The sequence below is a fragment of the Polynucleobacter necessarius genome (assembly GCF_900095175.1).
GTDB classification, from domain to species: Bacteria; Pseudomonadota; Gammaproteobacteria; order Burkholderiales; family Burkholderiaceae; genus Polynucleobacter; species Polynucleobacter necessarius_I.
On record NZ_LT606946.1, the window covers coordinates 1,622,969 to 1,640,667 of the forward strand.

Sequence of the window (17,699 nt, forward strand, 5' to 3'; positions counted from 1 at the left end):
AGAAATACGCTGAAGTAAGCTGGGTGCTGAGCTATTTAAGATCTACATAAAATTGAGTCCCGAGCCAGGCATTTGGAAATTCAAAATGTATTCAGATGAGAGATTTTCTCGACTTGCCAATCCCTCAATTTGGGACACTGTTGGATAAAACACGCTGCGGAAAAATTGAAACTCCAGTTTCACAGTAAACAGAAGTTGTTTTTCAGATTTAGGATCTTTTTGTAATTGCAGAATTTGCTTGTCACTAAGACTGCCAACACTTTGATCCGCTTTATAAACTAGGATTTCAACCGCTCGAATCCCTTTGCGTAATTCTGACCAATTAAAAGTAATGGGCACCTTAGCGTCAATCATTCCCTGTAAAAGACTATTGGCTTTCTTTTGGGTCTCACCTACCACTGAGTTTCCAACTGTTGCTGAAATTCCGCCGATCGCAGCTGCTGAACCACCAGTTGCAACAATTGCAGCAGCCCCCAATAGCAATTTGGCAGAACCAATGAAATCCTGATTAGAGTCACTCGAACTTCTGACATTGAGCACTAAAGAGCGCGCCCCTGGATTGAATATGGAATAAGTTCCCAGCACCGTCATAGGCACTATTAATAATGGAGTGGTACTCAATGAGGCGCACTCGGAACCGCCCTCTCTTCCATCAAAGGTAGCAATCGGAATTTCTAACTTATCGACCTTACCCTTGAAGCCCTGAGTCACAACCGATAATACGAGTTGCGTTTTATCAGATCCCCAAAAACTACGACTAGCCATTTGCGTACAACTACTCACAGGAATTACTTCAGAACTAATTGTGAGGTATCCGTCATTACCTCGCCCTTCATTTAACCAATCCGGAGGATCCCCTTTAACAAAAGAGGGGTTCATGTCTGGAAAGAAAAAGGGGGCTGCCAAGGATGACTGTGGCAAAGCACCAATACAAATGGCTACAGATGCCAAAAGTGGAGATTTGATTGCCCCTAGGAGATTCATGAGCACATTTTAAGGTGAATACAGCAAATTAAGCATCGCATACGCCTATATCAAAAAGAAACCCCAGGAAGCTCATGCTTGCTGGGGTTGATTGCTACGCAGTCAAATAACTGCTTACGCACCAATTAAAACGGAATATCGTCATCCATTGCACCAAGGGATGCAGCATTTGAAGATGCTGGTGCAGACTGCTTAGCCGGCTTTGAGCGGCTATAGCTTTCGCCACCGTCACCACCGCCACCTACTGGCTTACCGCCAAGCATTTGCATTGTTTCTGCAACGATCTCAGTGGAATATTTTTCCTGGCCACTAGCGTCAGTCCATTTACGTGTTCGCAAACGACCTTCTACATAAACCTGTGAACCTTTTTTGAGGTATTGACCAGCGATCTCTGCAAGTTTTCCAAAGAATGCAACGCGGTGCCATTCTGTGGTTTCTTTCATTTCGCCAGACTGCTTATCTTTGTAACGATCTGATGTCGCTACTGAAATGTTGGTTACTGCGTCGCCGCTTGGCATATAACGTGTTTCTGGGTCGCGCCCTACGTTACCTACGATGATGACCTTATTTACCGAAGCCATGTTGTCTCCCGAAGAAAAATACTACTGTTATTACTACTAAAAAAATAAACTACTCGCTTTAATTAAACCAATGAAGCTACGGTTATGCCTTTGCCGCCTCATCCTTTGAATCCACTACTGTCGCAGGCAATTCGCGCATCGACCAAGCAATTATAAGCCAGCATAAAAGGAGGGCTGCGCCCATCGTAAAGACCGATAAATCTCCAAGGCTATCCATTAAGTAACCGCCAATTACAGCTCCTGTAAAGAGGCCAATCGACTGAGTGGTGTTGTAAACCCCCAATGCTGTTCCTTTAGATTCTTTGGCAAAACGAGAGACTAATGATGGCTGCAATGCTTCCAGTAAGTTGAAACCTACAAAGTAAATTAACAATGCAATCGCAATGCCAATAATAGAGTGAGTGCTTGTAAACACAAATTCAGCAATGAGAAGCAACACAATCGCCACCAATAAGATGGTTCTTAGCTGCTGCTTCTTTTCACCAAAAATTAGAATCGGCGCCATTAGGAAAAAGGAGAGCAAAACAACAGGGAGATAAACCTGCCAATGTGATGCCAAGGGCAAACCTGCCTGCACCAATAAACGCGGCACCACCAAGAACATCGCTACTTGTGTTGCATGTAATACAAACACACCGGCGTTGAGGCGCATTAACTCAGGGCGCAAAAATACTTCTTTCAGACTGGCTTGTTGAGCCTTGGGCTCAGGCTTAGTGCTTGGCAAAATGTAATAAGCGACAAACATCGCACCAACACCTAGCACTGCTAAGACTACAAAAATTCCGCTCAAACTAATTAAGCGATAGATTGGCGCAGCAATCACGAGCGACAAAGCAAAAGATAGGGCAATACTTCCTCCCACCAAGGCCATCGCACGGGTGCGAACCTGCTCACGCGTTAAATCGGCAACCCAGGCGGAGATTGCTGCTGAGACCGCGCCAGCGCCCATCACCCCACGGCCAATAGCAATCCAAAGAAGATCGTCTTGAGCGGCACAAATCAAGGCACCTGCGACAAATAAAGAAAGTCCCCACAAAACAACTGGTTTTCGACCAATTCGGTCAGAAAGCCGGCCTAAAGGGATATAGAAGCAAGCCTGAACAATATTGAAGATTCCCAGAGTTAATCCAACCCAGAGGGCGTGCTCACCGCCCGGCAAACCATGCGCATGAATGCTGAAAACCGGCAAAAGCAGAAATAGGCCCAACATACGGAGGCCAAAGATGCCTGCTAAGGCCAGAGTGGAGCGAAGTTCAGAAGGATTCATGGGAAAGGGCTATATTAACAAATTACGCTAAAAAATCATGAATAACGAAATTAAGATCCGCGGTGCACGCACGCACAACCTCAAAAACATCAATCTAGATATCCCTAGAGAGAAACTGGTCGTTTTGACTGGTCTGTCTAGCTCGGGTAAAAGTTCATTGGCTTTTGACACACTGTATGCGGAGGGTCAACGTCGATATGTTGAGTCCTTATCGGCTTACGCACGTCAGTTTTTGCAATTAATGGAAAAACCAGACGTTGCTACGATCGAAGGCCTCTCCCCGGCAATTTCAATTGAGCAAAAAGCCACAAGCCATAATCCGCGCTCAACCGTGGGTACGGTGACAGAAATTCATGATTACTTGCGCTTACTCTTTGCCCGCGCTGGCACCCCACATTGCCCAGACCACGGTCTGCCATTAGAGGCGCAAAGCGTCTTCCAAATGGTGGATACGGTTTTAGCAATGCCTGAAGATACCAAGCTCATGATTCTGGCTCCGGTAGTTAGCGAGCGTAAAGGTGAATTCGTTGACTTATTCCAAGATCTCCAAGCCCAAGGCTTTGTGCGCTTTCGTGTGCGTTCTGGTGGCGGCACAACTAATACTGCTAAAGCTGAGATCTTTGAGGTGGATCAATTACCAGCGCTAAAGAAAAACGATAAGCACTCAATCGAAGTCGTTGTAGATCTCATCAAGGTGCGCCCGGATATTCAGCAGCGCGCAGCAGAATCATTTGAGACAGCTCTGCGTCTTGCCGATGGCAAAGCCATGATTGTCAATATGGACACCAGCAAGGAAACGATTTTCTCCAGCAAGTTCGCTTGCCCCATCTGCTCGTATTCATTGCAAGAGTTAGAACCACGTCCCTTCTCATTTAATAATCCAATGGGTGCGTGCCCATCTTGTGATGGCCTTGGGCATCAGTCCTTTTTCGATCCAAAGCGGATTGTTGCTCATCCCGACTTATCGCGCTAGCATCTGGTGCAATCAAAGGCTGGGATCGTCGCAATCAGTTTTATTTCAAACTCTTGCAGACACTCGCAAAGCATGGTGGTTTTGATGTCGAGAAACCCTTTGAGACTCTGAATAAGAAACAACAAGATCTCATTTTGCTTGGTTCTGGCGATGTCACTATTCCATTTGAATACATCAATGAGCGTGGCAAGAACAGTATTCGTGAGCATGCCTTCGAGGGTATTGTTGCTAACTTTGAGCGTCGCTATCGTGAGACTGATTCAGCAACAGTTCGCGAAGAATTATCACGTTATCAAAATGTACAAACCTGTCCATCATGCAATGGTAGTCGTTTACGCAAAGAGGCTCGCTTTGTCAAAGTAGGTGATGGCAAGCAGTCCCGTGCTATTTATGAAATCAGTGCTCTACCTTTAAAAGAAGCGAAAGAATATTTTGAGTCTCTAGAACTCAAAGGTGCTAAACGAGAAATCGCCGACAAGATTGTCAAGGAGATTGGCTCACGTCTACGATTCCTCAATGATGTTGGTTTAGATTACCTCTCACTCGAGCGCAGTGCAGATACTCTCTCTGGTGGTGAAGCGCAGCGTATTCGTCTGGCATCACAGATTGGCTCCGGCTTAACTGGTGTTATGTATGTACTAGATGAGCCTTCGATTGGTCTCCATCAACGTGACAACGGTAGACTCATCGGCACGCTCAAGCATTTGCGTGATTTGGGCAATAGCGTTCTCGTTGTTGAGCACGATGAAGATATGATTCGCGCTTCTGACTATGTGATTGACATTGGTCCTGGCGCTGGCGTACATGGTGGTGAAGTCGTTGCTGAAGGCACTCCTGCAGAAGTAGAGGCCAGTCCGAAGTCATTAACTGGCGCCTATTTATCTGGCCGCGAGTGGATTGCAGTTCCAGAAAAACGCATTCCAGTAAATGACAAGTTCTTAGAAATCATTGGCGCACGTGGCAACAATTTGCAATCTGTTCACGCCAAGATTCCAGTCGGCCTCTTAACCTGTGTCACCGGTGTATCTGGCTCTGGCAAATCGACACTGATTAACGACACACTGCATCACGCAGTCGCACAACATATTTATGGCTCAAATGCTGAACCTGCAGCGCATGATGCAATTAAAGGCTTAGAAAACTTTGACAAGGTCATCAGTGTCGACCAATCTCCAATCGGTAGAACGCCCCCGCTCTAACCCTGCTACTTACACTGGATATTTACACCGATCAGAGAGCTCTTCTGTGACGTACCCGCTGCACGCGAGCGCGGATATGAAGCTGGACGTTTTTCTTTCAACGTTAAAGGTGGTCGTTGCGATGCCTGCGAAGGTGATGGCGTTATTAAAGTCGAAATGCACTTCTTGCCAGACGTCTATGTACCTTGCGATGTCTGTCATAGCAAACGATACAACCGCGAAACTTTAGACCTTCGCTACAAAGGCAAGAATATTCATGAAGTGCTGTCGATGACTATCGAACAAGCCCATGAATTTTTCGAAGCCGTTCCGATTGTCAAACGCAAACTCAAAACCTTACTCGATGTAGGCTTGGGTTATGTGAAGCTTGGTCAAAGTGCCACCACCTTATCGGGTGGTGAAGCCCAGCGCGTAAAACTCTCCCTAGAACTTTCTAAACGCGATACTGGAAGAACGCTATATATCCTGGATGAGCCAACTACGGGTTTACATTTCCATGACATTCAACTTTTACTAACTGTTCTTCAGACCCTGAAGAAGCAAGGTAATACGATCGTCATCATTGAGCACAACTTAGATGTCATCAAGACTGCCGACTGGATTATTGACTTAGGCCCTAAAGGTGGCGCCCCGGTGGCGGGCAAATTATTGCAACCGGTACACCTGAAGAAGTTGCGAAGAACGAGGCTAGCTTTACCGGTCACTACTTAGCGCCGCTACTAGTTCGCAAACCAGCACCTTCAAAAAAGAAGAAATAATTCAGAAAACGGAAGTAGCTGGATGTATTCAGAGCAATTTAGATTCGGCTAAATCAGTCGCCTCTGAATTGCCTGAGAGCACTAATATATCGTTGGCCTGCAAGCGCAAGTCTGGAGTGAGTTCCAATTTGACATAGTCAGACCCGCCAACTTTTCGTCTAACTGCTTGGACGCTCACACCTTCATTTTCAAGATGTAATTCTTCAAGAGTCTGCCCAATACTGGCTGACTCAGGCAGCAAGGTAACTGAGTGCAAGCGCCATGATTCCTTGGAATCTACTTCATCAGCGACACCGCGGAAGTAACCGCGCAATAGACTGTAGCGGGCTTCCTGCGCGCTGGTAATGCGCCGCACTACCTTGCGCATCGGCACGCCCATCATCAACAAGACATGTGAGGCCATCATGAGACTGCCTTCAATTAACTCAGGCACTACCTCAGTAGCCCCAGCTGCTTGCAGTTTTGCTAAATCCGCATCGTCTTTTGTACGCACCAATACAGTCATGCCCGGACGTAAGCGCTCAACTTGATGCAATACCTTTAATGTTGCTAGCGTATCTGCATAAGTAATCACTACCGCCTTTGCTCTGGACAAACCAGCAGCTACCAAATAATTTTCTCTACTAGCATCCCCGTAGACCACGTTATCACCAGCCGCAGCGGCTTCCTTCACTCGATCAGGATCCATATCCAATGCAAGATAAGGAATTTTTTCTTGATCGAGCATGCGAGCCAAGCTTTGTCCTGAGCGACCAAAACCACAAATAACAACATGGTTTTCTGTACGAACACTTTTTGCTGCAACGCGTGTCAGCGCTAATGATTGCAACAACCACTCATTACTTGAGAAGCGCATCGCAATCCGATCGCTATATTGAATTAAGAAAGGTGCTCCAAACATCGAGAGCAACATTGCCGCCAATACCGCTTGACTTAACTCCGGGTCAATTAAATTCAGACCATCGATCTGATTTAGCAATACAAATCCAAACTCGCCTGCTTGCGCAAGACATAAACCGGTTCGAATAGAAACGCCAGGACTTGAGCCGAAAGCACGCGACAGCAATGCAATCAAACCGAACTTGAAAATCAGAGGGCCGATCAATAAGAGTAAGACCAACATCCACTGCTGATAGATCACCTCGAAATCGAGCAGCATGCCAACGGTAATAAAGAACAGGCCCAAGAGCACATCTCTAAAGGGCTTTACGTCCTCCTCCACCTGATGACGGTAGGGCGTCTCAGCAATCAGCATCCCAGCTAAGAAAGCTCCGAGTGCAAGCGATAAACCAAAATGCTCGGTGAGCGCTGACATACCCAAAACAATGAGTAGCAAGTTGAGCATGAATAGCTCTTGAGAGCGCAGCTTTGCAACCACACTAAACCACCGACTTATTAAAGTCTGGCCAATAAAGAAAATGAGAATCAGCGCTACCGTAATCTTGATCGATGCCGTAGTAAGGGCAAGAAATAAATCGCTTGGGTTACTTCCCAGGGAAGGTATCAAGATCAATAAAAAAACTACTGCTAAGTCCTGGAATAACAAAATACCAATGACGTTTCTGCCATGTTCAGTTTCTAGCTCTGAACGGTCTGAAATGAGTTTGGTAACAATGGCAGTGGAAGACATGGCTAACGCACCTCCCAGGGCGATAGCTGCCTGCCATGAAATGGGGTATGCCCAATTGAGCAAAAGACTGGCTGGAACGGCCAAAAGCATCGTCAAAACGACTTGGCTGCCACCTAGGCCAAATACGATGGAGCGCATAGCCCTAAGCTTATGGAGATTGAATTCCAGGCCAATCGAGAACATCAAGAAAACCACGCCAAATTCAGCCAAATACTTGACTGTGGCCGAATCACTGGCCAAACCAAAGGCATGCGGCCCAATCAGGACGCCGATGGCAAGATAGCCCAAAATAGGGGGTAGCCCAAAATGGCGGAAAATAACTACCCCGGCCACTCCGGAGGCCAGCAAGATGAGAGTTAACTGAAGGACTGACGGCATATACTCACCCCATGATAACTAAGACTCGTGACCGAACCCTAAAGCTTGCGCGCGACACCCTCACAATTGAGGCTGCTGCACTGCACACAATGCGTGATCGCCTTGAGGGCGCTAACGCCGACGCCCTTGTTTTGGCGGTAGATCTTCTTCACTCCTGTAAAGGCCGTATCGTTGTTTCTGGGATTGGCAAATCGGGGCATATTGCACGTAAGATTGCCGCCACCTTTGCGTCTACCGGCTCCCCAGCCTTTTTTGTTCATCCCGCCGAAGCCAGTCATGGCGACCTGGGAATGGTCACACGTGATGATGTCTTCGTTGCACTCTCCAATTCCGGCGAGACTGATGAGCTTCTCACCATCGTGCCAATTGTCAAACGTACTGGTGCAAAACTCATTGCGCTGACTGGCGCACCAAACTCTTCTTTAGCAAAATTGGCGGATGCCCATTTAGATACTAGTGTTGAGAAAGAGGCATGCCCTTTGAACTTGGCGCCAACCACCAGTACAACTGCTGCACTTGCCATGGGGGATGCCCTGGCTGTTGCCTTACTGGATGCGCGCGGCTTTGGGGCCGAAGATTTTCAGCGTTCCCACCCAGGCGGCCGCTTGGGTCGCAAGCAACTGATGCATGTCAGTGAAGTGATGCGCAACTTTGATGAGACTCCTAAGATTTCGATCTCTGCGTCCCTGCAAGAAGCTTTGCTCGAAATGACTTCTAAACGTATGGGTATGGTGGTTACTTTAGACAATGCAAATAAAGTTGCCGGTATCTTTACTGACGGTGACTTACGTCGCCTACTGGAGAAGAGCACCAATTTGGATGGCCTCACTTTAGAAAAAGCAATTACTTCGGCGCCGCGTACGATTCCTCCAGAGCTGCTCGCAGAAGAAGCTATTGAGATGATGGAAAAACATCGTATTAATCATTTAGTGGTCACTGATCCTCAGGGCGTATTACTGGGAGCGCTTAACCTCCATGATTTATTTGCAGCCAAAGTAATTTGAGTTGTTTACTTTTTAATCATTCAACTATTCATCACATGCCAACTGCCTTTAACACCCATAACACCAATCCTCTGAGCCAATATCCACAGGCCTGGGATCGGGCTGGGGCAGTCAAGCTACTTGTTCTTGATGTCGACGGCGTCCTAACAAATGGTCAAGTATTTATTGGTGAAAACGGTAAAGAATCTTTGAAGGCTTTTGATATTCAGGATGGACTGGGAATTAAGCTCTTAGAAAAAATTGGCATTTCCACCGCCATCATTACTGGGCGTAGTTCCAAAATGGTTTTAGCCCGCTGCGATGAGCTGGGTATTCAACATGTGCATATGGGTGTCGAAAATAAAGCTGCGGCCTTAGAAAACATTTTGCAATCGCTTGGACTTAAGCCATCTGATTGCGCCGTCATGGGTGATGACTGGCCTGATTTTCAAATGATGAAGTCTGCAGGTTTAAAAGTATGTCCTGCACAAGGGCATGATGCCGTGAAAGAAATTGCTCATTTTGTCACTACTCGATCTGGCGGTAGTGGTGCAGTTCGTGAAGTCTGCGACCTAATCTTAAAGGCACAAAACCGCTATGACGAATTACTCACCCAAGCGCGCGCTTAAGGTCTCTTTGTAATGGAATTGAATGCCCAAAAAATTAAGCTCGGCATCATGCGTACCCTATTACGCATGATGCCCTTGATCTTGATGGGTACACTCACGCTCATCACATTTTGGCTGGTAAAAAAAAATGCTCCGGCAGAAAAATCGGCCATAGAACGGGTACGCTTACATGAGCCTGATTACACCATTACTAATGGTGCCCTATCTGCCCTCAATGAATCCGGTAATACCAAATATCGAGTGCTAGGCAAGAAAGTGATTCACTACGACGACGATGCTTCGATTGATATTGAAACGCCCCGTATACGCTTGTTCCCTCCTGAAAAATCGCCGATTACTGTTAAGGCGAATATGGGTCACATAGATGGCGATATCACCATACTGGATCTCATTGATAACGCTGAAATATTTCGTCCACCACAAGCTGCCACCGCCACCGAGCCAGCAAGACCACGCATGCTCGCACGCTCCTCCTATTTCAAGGTGCTTATTAATGACGACATTATTGAGACCGATAAGCCTATTACGCTTGAGCAAGGCGTTTCCATCATGCGCTCAACTGATGGCGGCGTGTTCAATAACATCGAACAAAGTATGGTTTTATCTGGGCAAGTAAGAGGTCGTATCGAGCGCGTTCAATCTGGAGCCCAGCCATGATCTTGTTGCGCAAACTAAGAATATCTTCTGCTGTCATTGCAGTATGTTTAATCGCCAGTGCTCATGCTGAAAAAGCGGATCAAGATAAACCAATTGTTTTAGAGGCTGAAAAAGTTTCTGTAAATGATGTGCAACAGGTATATGAGCTTGACGGTCAAGTACTCTTAACCAAAGGTAGCATTTTGATTACCGGCGAAAAAGGGAATATCAAGGTTGATCCAGAAGGCTACGAGTATGTTGATGTTCAGGGTAAGCCAGAATTGACTGCTAGTTTCAGACAAAGACGCGAAGGCCCCGCTAATGAGTTTATGCAGGGTCGTGGCCAAGCAGTTAGCTACAATGCAAAAACTGAACTCCTAAACTTAAAGGGGGATGCCAGCTTAAAGCGTCTCCTCAATATGCAAATGCTGGATCAATTACGCGGCTGGAAAATTGATTACGACGATGTCCTGCAGTGCTATCAAGTCACGTCGCCCCCAAATGCTAAAGCAGAAGATCTACCGCTGGCGAAAGCCATCCTTTCACCAAGAAGAAAAGCTACACTAGAGAGATGACTACGGATTCCAGCAGCATTCAAATGCCAGCAACCCTTAGCGCTCAACATCTTCAAAAGCGTTATGGATCTCGCACAGTAGTGCGGGATGTTTCTGTAGAAGTTAAATGCGGCGAAGTGGTAGGACTCTTAGGTCCCAATGGTGCTGGCAAAACTACCTCTTTCTACATGATTGTTGGCTTAGTCCCTCTGGATGGTGGCAGCATCGTTCTCGATGGAACTGACATTACCCATCTACCTATTCATGAACGAGCTCGCATGGGCTTGTCATACCTACCGCAAGAAGCTTCTGTTTTCAGAAAGCTCAATGTAGCCGAAAATATTCAAGCGGTCTTAGAGCTGCAGGTGCAAGGCGGAAAACCATTAAGTAAATCTGAGATTGCGCATCGCCTAGATGAGCTCTTGGGCGAACTTCAAATTAGCCATCTTCGTGACAACCCGGCACTTTCCTTATCTGGGGGTGAACGTCGTCGAGTTGAAATTGCAAGAGCACTCGCCTCTCAGCCTAAGTTTATTTTGCTTGATGAGCCATTTGCCGGCGTTGATCCGATTGCAGTCGGAGAGATCCAGCGGATTGTGCGTTTCTTGAGAGATCGTCAAATTGGTGTACTCATCACGGACCATAACGTACGAGAAACCTTAGGCATTTGTGACCACGCCTACATCATCAGTGAAGGCAGTGTGCTGGCAGAAGGTAAGCCGGACCAAATCATTGAGAATGATGCCGTTAGAAGAGTCTATTTAGGCGAAAATTTCCGCATGTAAATATTCAGATTTTTTTGAATATTTATTAAATAAACATGATCTGCCCCCTTGGTTTTCAGCAAAATCGCTGATACGCTGGAGGCTCATGAAGTTCATTTCCAAATAATTAAGTACAACATTACAGGGGCCTGCTGCGCACCCCAGGTAATTATTTGCGCATGCATTTGTTTTGCTATGAATAGGAGCTGCTGATGAATCTGAAAATTAATAGCCGTCATGTCGAAGTTACTCCAGCCATGCGTTCCCACCTCGAAGCCGGGTTAGCTAAAATTCGCAAACATTTTGATCACGTCCTAGATGCCTCAGCATTTTTGATAGTCGATAACGCGAAGGAAAAAGATCTTCGTCAAGCAGCCGAGATCACGATTCACCTTAAAGGCAAGGATCTTTATGCTGAAGCGCATAACGCCGATCTGTACCATGCCATGGATGCGGTGGTCGATAAACTAGAGCGTCAAGTTGTAAAGCACAAAGAAAAGATTCAAGACCATCACCATGAAAAGCATTTTAAGTGATGCCCGGCGTCAGGACACCTATAATCAATTGACATGAATGCCCTGACCGATCTTTTCGCTATAGACCGCATTGCCTTAAATAGCCCCTCTAAAAATCGGGCTGAGGCATTTGCGGCCGTAGGACAGCTGTTTGCCAAGCAGGCCGGGCTTGAATCCGAAGCAATTGTTGGCTTCTTAAATGCTCGCGAGGACTTGGGCTCTACTGCCTTAGGTGCTGGCGTTGCCATCCCCCACGGCCGCGTAAAAGGGCTGAAGAGCCCAATTGCTGCCTTCGTCAAATTAAAAGATCCGATTGAATTTGCTGCACCCGATGGTGAAGCTGTCTCTATTTTGATTTTTTTGCTAGTCCCTGAAAAAGCGACTCAGCAACATCTAGAAATTCTGTCCTCCATTGCACAACTCCTCTCCGACCCAGACGCTCGCAAATCGCTTGCAACGGAAGATAGCCCAGAAAAGGTGTGCCAGTTGTTACAGACTTGGGGCTCCGCTTGACAACCCAACCCCTACTCCTTGAGGGAGTAACTGCCCAGCAGATCTTTGATGACAATGTCTCTGACTTAAAGCTCTCCTGGATTGGGGGGCTCGAAGGGGCGGCTCGCACATTTCCTCCAGAGGCTGTTAAAGCTGCTGCAGCTAGCTCAGACCTAGTAGGTCACTTAAACCTCATTCACCCAAGCCGTATTCAGATTTTTGGTGAACAAGAGGTTGACTACCATGCTCAGCTAGAACAAAAACAAAGACAAGATCAGATCTCTAGCTTGATTTCCAAAACACCGCCTTGTGTGATTGTGGCGGATGGAAAAACAGCTGATGCAGATCTACAACTGTTCTGCCAAAGATCCTCTACTCCACTCTTTACAACCGCCATTTCTGCCGCTGAGGTGATTGACCACCTCCGCACCTATCTCACGAAGATTGGCGCGCCCCAGATTACGATGCATGGTGTGTTCATGGATATCTTAGGCTTAGGCGTCTTAATCATGGGCGAATCAGGCTTAGGAAAAAGTGAGTTGGGCTTAGAGTTGATTTCTCGTGGCCATGGTTTAGTGGCTGATGACGCAGTGGACTTTGCTCGTCTTGGGCCAGATTACCTTGAGGGTCGCTGCCCTGTGATTCTGCGCAACCTCCTAGAGGTTCGTGGGCTAGGCTTATTGGATATCCGCACTATTTTTGGTGAAACGGCTGTGCGTCGTAAATTGAAATTACGCTTGATCGTACAGCTCGTTCGTCGTAACGATGGCGAATTTGAGCGCCTTCCATTGGAAGCGCAGCATATTGATGTGCTGGGCATTCCGATTAGAACCGTCAAAATTCAAGTGGCTGCAGGACGCAACTTGGCAGTTTTAGTAGAGGCAGCAGTCCGCAATACTATTTTGCAACTGCGGGGCATTGATACTCTAAAAGAATTTATGGAGCGCCAGCGTCTGCAAATGAATGCAGAGGCGGAATCTACTAAGTCACAGGGTCGACTCCTTTAATATGCAAGTCAATCTGATTGCCGGTATTTCCGGCTCAGGTAAATCCGTTGCGCTGAGAGCCTTTGAGGATGCAGGCTATGACTGTGTGGATAACCTTCCGGTCACCCTCTTAGAAAACCTCATCATCACACTGGAAAGTGAAAAGAGTGAACGTGTTGCAGTAGCCATTGATGCCCGTCGTGGTCAATCTATTGCAGAGCTACCCCAGATCTTAGAAAACTTACGGCGAAATCATGATGTGCGAGTTGTTTTCTTGAATGCAGATACCAATACACTTATCCGGCGTTTTTCCGAGACCCGTAGGCGTCATCCACTCTCTGGAAAAACTCAAGAGACTCAGGCCGCCACCCTGATAGAAGCAATTGATACAGAGCGCAACCTCCTAGAGCCTCTTCGTACTCAAGCGCATAGTATCGATACCAGTAACCTGCCTGCCCATGCGCTGCGCTCTTGGATACAAGATCTCCTGAAAGATAAGCCCCAAGGACTTACAGTGCTTTTTGAATCCTTTGGATTTAAAAAAGGTTTGCCAAGTGAAGCAGATCTTGTGTTTGATGTTCGTTGCTTACCCAACCCACACTACGACAAAGCTTTGCGACCGCTATCTGGCAAAGATCAGCCTGTGCGTGAGTTCTTGGAAAAAATTCCTGAAGTGGTCAGCATGGAGAATGACATTATTCAATTTATTGAAAAATGGTTGCCTCACTATATTGCAGATGGTCGCAGCTATTTGACTGTTGCCATCGGTTGTACTGGCGGGCAGCATCGCTCGGTCTATTTGGTCAGTCGCATTGCTGCACATTTTCTGCCACAAAAAGATTTAGCATCACTCCAAATTAATTTCTTAAGTCGTCACCGTGAGCTAGACTCAATCCCTGCAGTAGCAATTTGATTGGTTGAGGTAAGCCGTACTTGCCAAGCTGACGCAGTGGCACCCACTTCAAATCATCACTAGAGAATTTCACAGCATCACGTGAAGTTACATGCCAGATCTGCATCCACAAACGTCGATGCGTAAAGATATGTTTAATCTCTACTCCCTGTTCGATGGATTGGCAATTCTTTAAAGCAGTAGTGGTCTTTTCATCTGGCAATACCAGCTGAAACAACTCTTTCACAGTAAAAGCAGCTGAATTGCTGACTGAAGGTTTAGTGCTTTTTTCCTTAGCCCTCCACGCAGATTCAGGCAAAGACCATAATCCACCCCAGATGGCTTTATCTGGGCGCCGTTGCAGCAAGACTGAATCGCCATGTCTCAGTAGCAACATATCGCAATTAAATTCGGGAGACTTTGCTTTGATTACCTTACGAGGTAATTGCAAAACCTGATCGCTGAGATTGGCCTGGCATTCTTTTTCAAATGGGCATTTTCTCTCGCCACTTAAACACACCGGCCTACGAGAAGTGCACCACGTTGCCCCAAAATCCATCAGAGCCTGTGTGTATACCGGCATATCCGAAGATTTTTTAGGAAGCAGTGTTTTAGCTAGTAACCATAGCTCTTCATTCACTGCCTTTTCTTGGATAGCGCCATCTATACCAAAAAGTCTTGCCAAAATACGTTTGACATTTGCATCTAGGATAGGTGCTCGCTCATGAAATGCAAATGAGGCTATAGCGCCCGCTGTTGACCTGCCAATGCCTTTGAGTTGTTCAAGTAATGCCGGATCCTCCGGAAACGTTCCTCCAAACTCCACCATCACTTGCTTGGCACAGGCATGGAGATTGCGAGCACGCGTGTAATAGCCGAGTCCCGCCCATTCCGCTAAAACATCATCCACCGGTGCAGCAGCCAATCCCTTCACATTTGGAAAGCGTTTCATGAAACGCGGATAGCGCTCCAGAACAGTAGCTACTTGAGTTTGTTGCAACATGATTTCAGAAACCCACACAGCGTATGGATCGCGAATACTCTGCCATGGCAAACCTTGACGTCCATCTTTGCCATGCCAAGCCAGGAGCTTGGTGGAGAAATGCTGAATTAGCGCTTCTGACATTGAGGACAAAAATAAGTGGAACGTTGACCTTGCACTATTTGTTTAATCGGCGTCTTGCATACCTTGCAGGGCTGATCTTTGCGATCATAGACTTTGGTTTGAACCATGAAGTGGCCTGGGTCACCCTCGCTATTTACAAAATCTTTCAAAGAACTGCCGCCTGCAGCAATCGCTTTTTTCAAAATCAATCTCACTGCATTAGCCAGTCTCGAACATTGTGGACGCGTTAGCTTTCCAGCAGCCTTTGCTGGATGGATGCCAGCCTCAAATAAACTTTCCGAGCAATAGATATTGCCAACACCTACTACCGCCTGTCCTGCTAATAAAAATTGCTTCACAGCAACGCTACGTTTGCGTGAGCACTGATAAAGAACCTCAGCACCAAGCTCGCCCGAAAATTCCGGTGAAAAGGGCTCAACTCCTAGTTTCTGTAAAAGGGTATTGCCCTCAATCGGCCCTTTGGATTTCGGGTGCCACAAAACGGCGCCAAACTTTCGGGGGTCATGCAGACGCAAACTCAGCTTGTCAAACTCGAATGTCACTCGATCATGTGGCTTGAGGATGTCACTGCTAGGCAGTACCCGCAATGTGCCTGTCATTCCTAGATGCAGCAATAAATACCCGGCGTCAAACTCCATTAAGAGGTATTTGCCTCTGCGTTCTATTCCCAAGACTTTCTGGCCAGAAAGTAGTGTATTTAAATTGCTGGGTACAGGCCAACGCAGTCGACCATCAATAATTTTGACTGCGCTCACCCTACGCCCCTCTAAGTGGGGCGCAATACCCAAGCGGGTAACTTCAACTTCTGGGAGTTCAGGCATAAATGGATTGTAGATTCGCGGATTAGAATGTGCTCATGACCAAATTTTCATTAAAGCCTTCTTTAAGGGTCTTATTGCTCGCAGGCGGACTTGGCTTGAGCCTTTCTTCCAGTTATGCCAGCGCCCAAAACAGTAGCCTAGAAAGCGGTCAAGCGGTGTTTGAGGTCTTAGCCTCCGAAATTGCCCTGCAACGCGGTGAAGCTGGTCTGGCATACACGACCTATTTGGAGCTTGCTCGCCAACTCGATGACCCCCGTTTAGCCCAAAGGGCCATGGAGATTGCCATTACTGCAGGGGTACCTGATTTAGCACTTCAAGCAGCACAAACCTGGGATAGGTTGGCTGGACCAAAGCAAACAAAACCCAAAGAAGTGCTCATCACACTCTTAATCTTGAATCAACGCTGGTCAGATGCAGTCAAACCCACCATCTCTCTTCTAAATCAGCAAACTCCGGCGCAGCGAGAAAAAACTTTGCTACAGATTCAGTCATTACTTGGTAAGGCAAGTAATGAATCAGAAGCCTTAAGGGTTTTTTACGAAATCGTCTCAACACTAAAGCCGGAGCCACAAGATCCTGGGCTACTCTATACCTATGCCATGTCTGCTGAAAAAGCGGGACACTTCGATGTGATGGAAAAAACTCTGCGCGAAATCTTGCGCAAGAATCCCAATGACGTCAATAGCCTGAATGCACTTGGATACTCCCTGGCCGATCGGAACCAAAAATTACCCGAGGCGTTCAAGCTCATTAGCAAAGCAAATCAGCTCTCACCTAGGGATGGTTTTATTTTGGACAGTCTCGGTTGGGTGAGCTTTCGCATGGGCAAAAATGCTCTTGCGCTCGAACAACTTCAACAAGCATTCAACATGAAGCCTGAAGCAGATATTGCCGCCCATATTGGCGAAGTCTTATGGGTTATGAATCGCCCAATCGAAGCGGAGGATATGTGGCGCAAAGGGCAGCAATTAGATGCCAACAACCCCACCCTCAAGGAAACTTTGAAACGCTTAAAGCCTGATTGGTCTGTGGCGGATACCGCCATCAAAGGCTCATGGGACGGGCGTTTCGCGGTGAAAGTCACCGGGCTTACCGAAAGTAAAAATCAAGGTGGATCAGGTGGATTTACCTTGACTCAAGATGCACTCACAGATGTTTTAGAAATTCGTAATCCAGTCGGCGGTTCCATTGCCAAAATTACGATTAAACCTGGAGAGGCAATTCTGGAGCGCGATGGTCAACTCACCACAGCTATTGATGCCGACACTCTTATTCAGAATGCATTGGGCCTTCCACTACCAGCCCGTGGTTTATCTGACTGGTTGCGTGGACAAACCCGCCCTGGTAGCAATGCGAGTGTGGAGCGAAATGAAAAAGGACAAGTCAGCAAAATTACACAAGATGGCTGGACCTTAAATTACAACTGGAATGACGCTCAGCGCTTAGAAAAACTGACGATGACTCGCAGCTCTAATATCGGATCGATTGATATCCGCTTGGTATTTGATACTCCGAACGAGTAAAGAATGAA

16 protein-coding genes and 1 pseudogene are annotated in these 17,699 nt (G+C 46.9%); 11 read left to right on the top strand and 6 right to left on the bottom strand.

Going from position 1 to position 17,699, the window contains the following annotated elements; all coding sequences use genetic code 11:
* Positions 1-42: 42 nt before the first annotated feature.
* The 3 genes from DXE44_RS08405 to DXE44_RS08415 form a co-directional block, all read right to left on the bottom strand.
* Positions 43-984, bottom strand: coding sequence for a hypothetical protein (locus DXE44_RS08405; protein WP_114654036.1), 942 nt, complete (start codon positions 982-984; stop codon positions 43-45).
* Positions 985-1,109: 125 nt separating this feature from the next.
* Positions 1,110-1,565 carry a single-stranded DNA-binding protein gene (ssb, locus tag DXE44_RS08410; RefSeq protein ID WP_114654037.1) on the bottom strand — a complete coding sequence of 152 codons (456 nt, stop codon included), beginning with the start codon at positions 1,563-1,565 and terminating at the stop codon, positions 1,110-1,112.
* A gap of 82 nt (positions 1,566-1,647) precedes the next feature.
* Entirely contained in the window at positions 1,648-2,832 is a 1,185-nt protein-coding gene (locus DXE44_RS08415) for an MFS transporter (RefSeq protein WP_114654038.1), read from the bottom strand.
* Positions 2,833-2,869: 37 nt separating this feature from the next.
* Here DXE44_RS08415 and uvrA point away from each other — a divergent pair.
* Positions 2,870-5,762, top strand: a pseudogene (uvrA, locus tag DXE44_RS08420) (excinuclease ABC subunit UvrA).
* A 28-nt stretch (positions 5,763-5,790) separates the two neighbouring features.
* Here uvrA and DXE44_RS08425 read toward each other — a convergent pair.
* Positions 5,791-7,770: a monovalent cation:proton antiporter family protein gene (locus DXE44_RS08425; RefSeq protein ID WP_114654039.1), complete on the bottom strand. Its 1,980-nt coding sequence runs from the start codon at positions 7,768-7,770 to the stop codon at positions 5,791-5,793.
* Positions 7,771-7,781: 11 nt separating this feature from the next.
* On the opposite strand from DXE44_RS08425, the gene DXE44_RS08430 reads away from it, so the two are divergent.
* The 9 genes from DXE44_RS08430 (at position 7,782) to rapZ (ending at position 14,242) form a co-directional block, all read left to right on the top strand.
* Positions 7,782-8,774 (top strand): KpsF/GutQ family sugar-phosphate isomerase, encoded by a 993-nt coding sequence (locus tag DXE44_RS08430; protein WP_114654040.1) that lies wholly within the window; start codon positions 7,782-7,784, stop codon positions 8,772-8,774.
* Between the two features lie 35 nt (positions 8,775-8,809).
* Entirely contained in the window at positions 8,810-9,382 is a 573-nt protein-coding gene (locus DXE44_RS08435; protein ID WP_114654041.1) for a KdsC family phosphatase, read from the top strand.
* 12 nt (positions 9,383-9,394) lie between these two features.
* On the top strand, positions 9,395-10,039 hold the full coding sequence (lptC, locus tag DXE44_RS08440; protein ID WP_114654042.1) for an LPS export ABC transporter periplasmic protein LptC: 645 nt from the start codon (positions 9,395-9,397) through the stop codon (positions 10,037-10,039).
* Positions 10,036-10,593 (top strand): lipopolysaccharide transport periplasmic protein LptA, encoded by a 558-nt coding sequence (lptA, locus tag DXE44_RS08445; RefSeq protein WP_114654043.1) that lies wholly within the window; start codon positions 10,036-10,038, stop codon positions 10,591-10,593. Before lptC ends, lptA begins: the two co-directional genes overlap by 4 nt.
* A complete protein-coding gene (gene lptB / locus DXE44_RS08450) occupies positions 10,590-11,357 on the top strand; it encodes an LPS export ABC transporter ATP-binding protein (protein WP_114654044.1) in 768 nt (255 codons plus the stop codon). The genes lptA and lptB overlap by 4 nt, the downstream gene beginning before the upstream one ends.
* A gap of 191 nt (positions 11,358-11,548) precedes the next feature.
* Positions 11,549-11,872 (top strand): ribosome hibernation-promoting factor, HPF/YfiA family, encoded by a 324-nt coding sequence (hpf, locus tag DXE44_RS08455; protein WP_114654045.1) that lies wholly within the window; start codon positions 11,549-11,551, stop codon positions 11,870-11,872.
* 33 nt (positions 11,873-11,905) lie between these two features.
* Positions 11,906-12,364 (top strand): PTS sugar transporter subunit IIA, encoded by a 459-nt coding sequence (locus DXE44_RS08460; RefSeq protein WP_114654046.1) that lies wholly within the window; start codon positions 11,906-11,908, stop codon positions 12,362-12,364.
* Complete coding sequence (gene hprK / locus DXE44_RS08465; RefSeq protein ID WP_114654409.1) at positions 12,361-13,350, top strand: HPr(Ser) kinase/phosphatase; 990 nt, start codon at positions 12,361-12,363, stop codon at positions 13,348-13,350. Before DXE44_RS08460 ends, hprK begins: the two co-directional genes overlap by 4 nt.
* Position 13,351: 1 nt before the next feature.
* Complete coding sequence (rapZ, locus tag DXE44_RS08470; RefSeq protein WP_114654047.1) at positions 13,352-14,242, top strand: RNase adapter RapZ; 891 nt, start codon at positions 13,352-13,354, stop codon at positions 14,240-14,242.
* On the opposite strand, the gene mutY is transcribed toward rapZ, so the two are convergent.
* Together mutY and mutM are read right to left on the bottom strand one after the other, a co-directional pair.
* Positions 14,187-15,347, bottom strand: a complete 1,161-nt coding sequence (mutY, locus tag DXE44_RS08475; RefSeq protein ID WP_114654048.1) for an A/G-specific adenine glycosylase — start codon at positions 15,345-15,347, stop codon at positions 14,187-14,189. The genes rapZ and mutY overlap by 56 nt on opposite strands.
* Positions 15,332-16,168, bottom strand: coding sequence for a bifunctional DNA-formamidopyrimidine glycosylase/DNA-(apurinic or apyrimidinic site) lyase (gene mutM / locus DXE44_RS08480; RefSeq protein WP_114654049.1), 837 nt, complete (start codon positions 16,166-16,168; stop codon positions 15,332-15,334). Before mutM ends, mutY begins: the two co-directional genes overlap by 16 nt.
* Before the next feature lie 35 nt (positions 16,169-16,203).
* Between mutM and DXE44_RS08485 the strand changes: the two genes are divergently transcribed.
* Positions 16,204-17,691 carry a lipoprotein insertase outer membrane protein LolB gene (locus DXE44_RS08485; protein WP_114654050.1) on the top strand — a complete coding sequence of 496 codons (1,488 nt, stop codon included), beginning with the start codon at positions 16,204-16,206 and terminating at the stop codon, positions 17,689-17,691.
* Positions 17,692-17,699: the final 8 nt, after the last annotated feature.

Excerpts from the sequence above, each read along its gene's own strand:
- DXE44_RS08405 (WP_114654036.1), bottom strand. The coding sequence starts at position 984 with ATGAATCTCCTAGGGGCAATCAAATCTCCACTTTTGGCATCTGTAGCC.
- ssb (WP_114654037.1), bottom strand. The coding sequence starts at position 1,565 with ATGGCTTCGGTAAATAAGGTCATCATCGTAGGTAACGTAGGGCGCGAC.
- DXE44_RS08415 (WP_114654038.1), bottom strand. The coding sequence starts at position 2,832 with ATGAATCCTTCTGAACTTCGCTCCACTCTGGCCTTAGCAGGCATCTTT.
- DXE44_RS08425 (WP_114654039.1), bottom strand. The coding sequence starts at position 7,770 with ATGCCGTCAGTCCTTCAGTTAACTCTCATCTTGCTGGCCTCCGGAGTG.
- DXE44_RS08430 (WP_114654040.1), top strand. The coding sequence starts at position 7,782 with ATGATAACTAAGACTCGTGACCGAACCCTAAAGCTTGCGCGCGACACC.
- DXE44_RS08435 (WP_114654041.1), top strand. The coding sequence starts at position 8,810 with ATGCCAACTGCCTTTAACACCCATAACACCAATCCTCTGAGCCAATAT.
- lptC (WP_114654042.1), top strand. The coding sequence starts at position 9,395 with ATGGAATTGAATGCCCAAAAAATTAAGCTCGGCATCATGCGTACCCTA.
- lptA (WP_114654043.1), top strand. The coding sequence starts at position 10,036 with ATGATCTTGTTGCGCAAACTAAGAATATCTTCTGCTGTCATTGCAGTA.
- lptB (WP_114654044.1), top strand. The coding sequence starts at position 10,590 with ATGACTACGGATTCCAGCAGCATTCAAATGCCAGCAACCCTTAGCGCT.
- hpf (WP_114654045.1), top strand. The coding sequence starts at position 11,549 with ATGAATCTGAAAATTAATAGCCGTCATGTCGAAGTTACTCCAGCCATG.
- DXE44_RS08460 (WP_114654046.1), top strand. The coding sequence starts at position 11,906 with ATGAATGCCCTGACCGATCTTTTCGCTATAGACCGCATTGCCTTAAAT.
- rapZ (WP_114654047.1), top strand. The coding sequence starts at position 13,352 with ATGCAAGTCAATCTGATTGCCGGTATTTCCGGCTCAGGTAAATCCGTT.
- mutY (WP_114654048.1), bottom strand. The coding sequence starts at position 15,347 with ATGTCAGAAGCGCTAATTCAGCATTTCTCCACCAAGCTCCTGGCTTGG.
- mutM (WP_114654049.1), bottom strand. The coding sequence starts at position 16,168 with ATGCCTGAACTCCCAGAAGTTGAAGTTACCCGCTTGGGTATTGCGCCC.
- DXE44_RS08485 (WP_114654050.1), top strand. The coding sequence starts at position 16,204 with ATGACCAAATTTTCATTAAAGCCTTCTTTAAGGGTCTTATTGCTCGCA.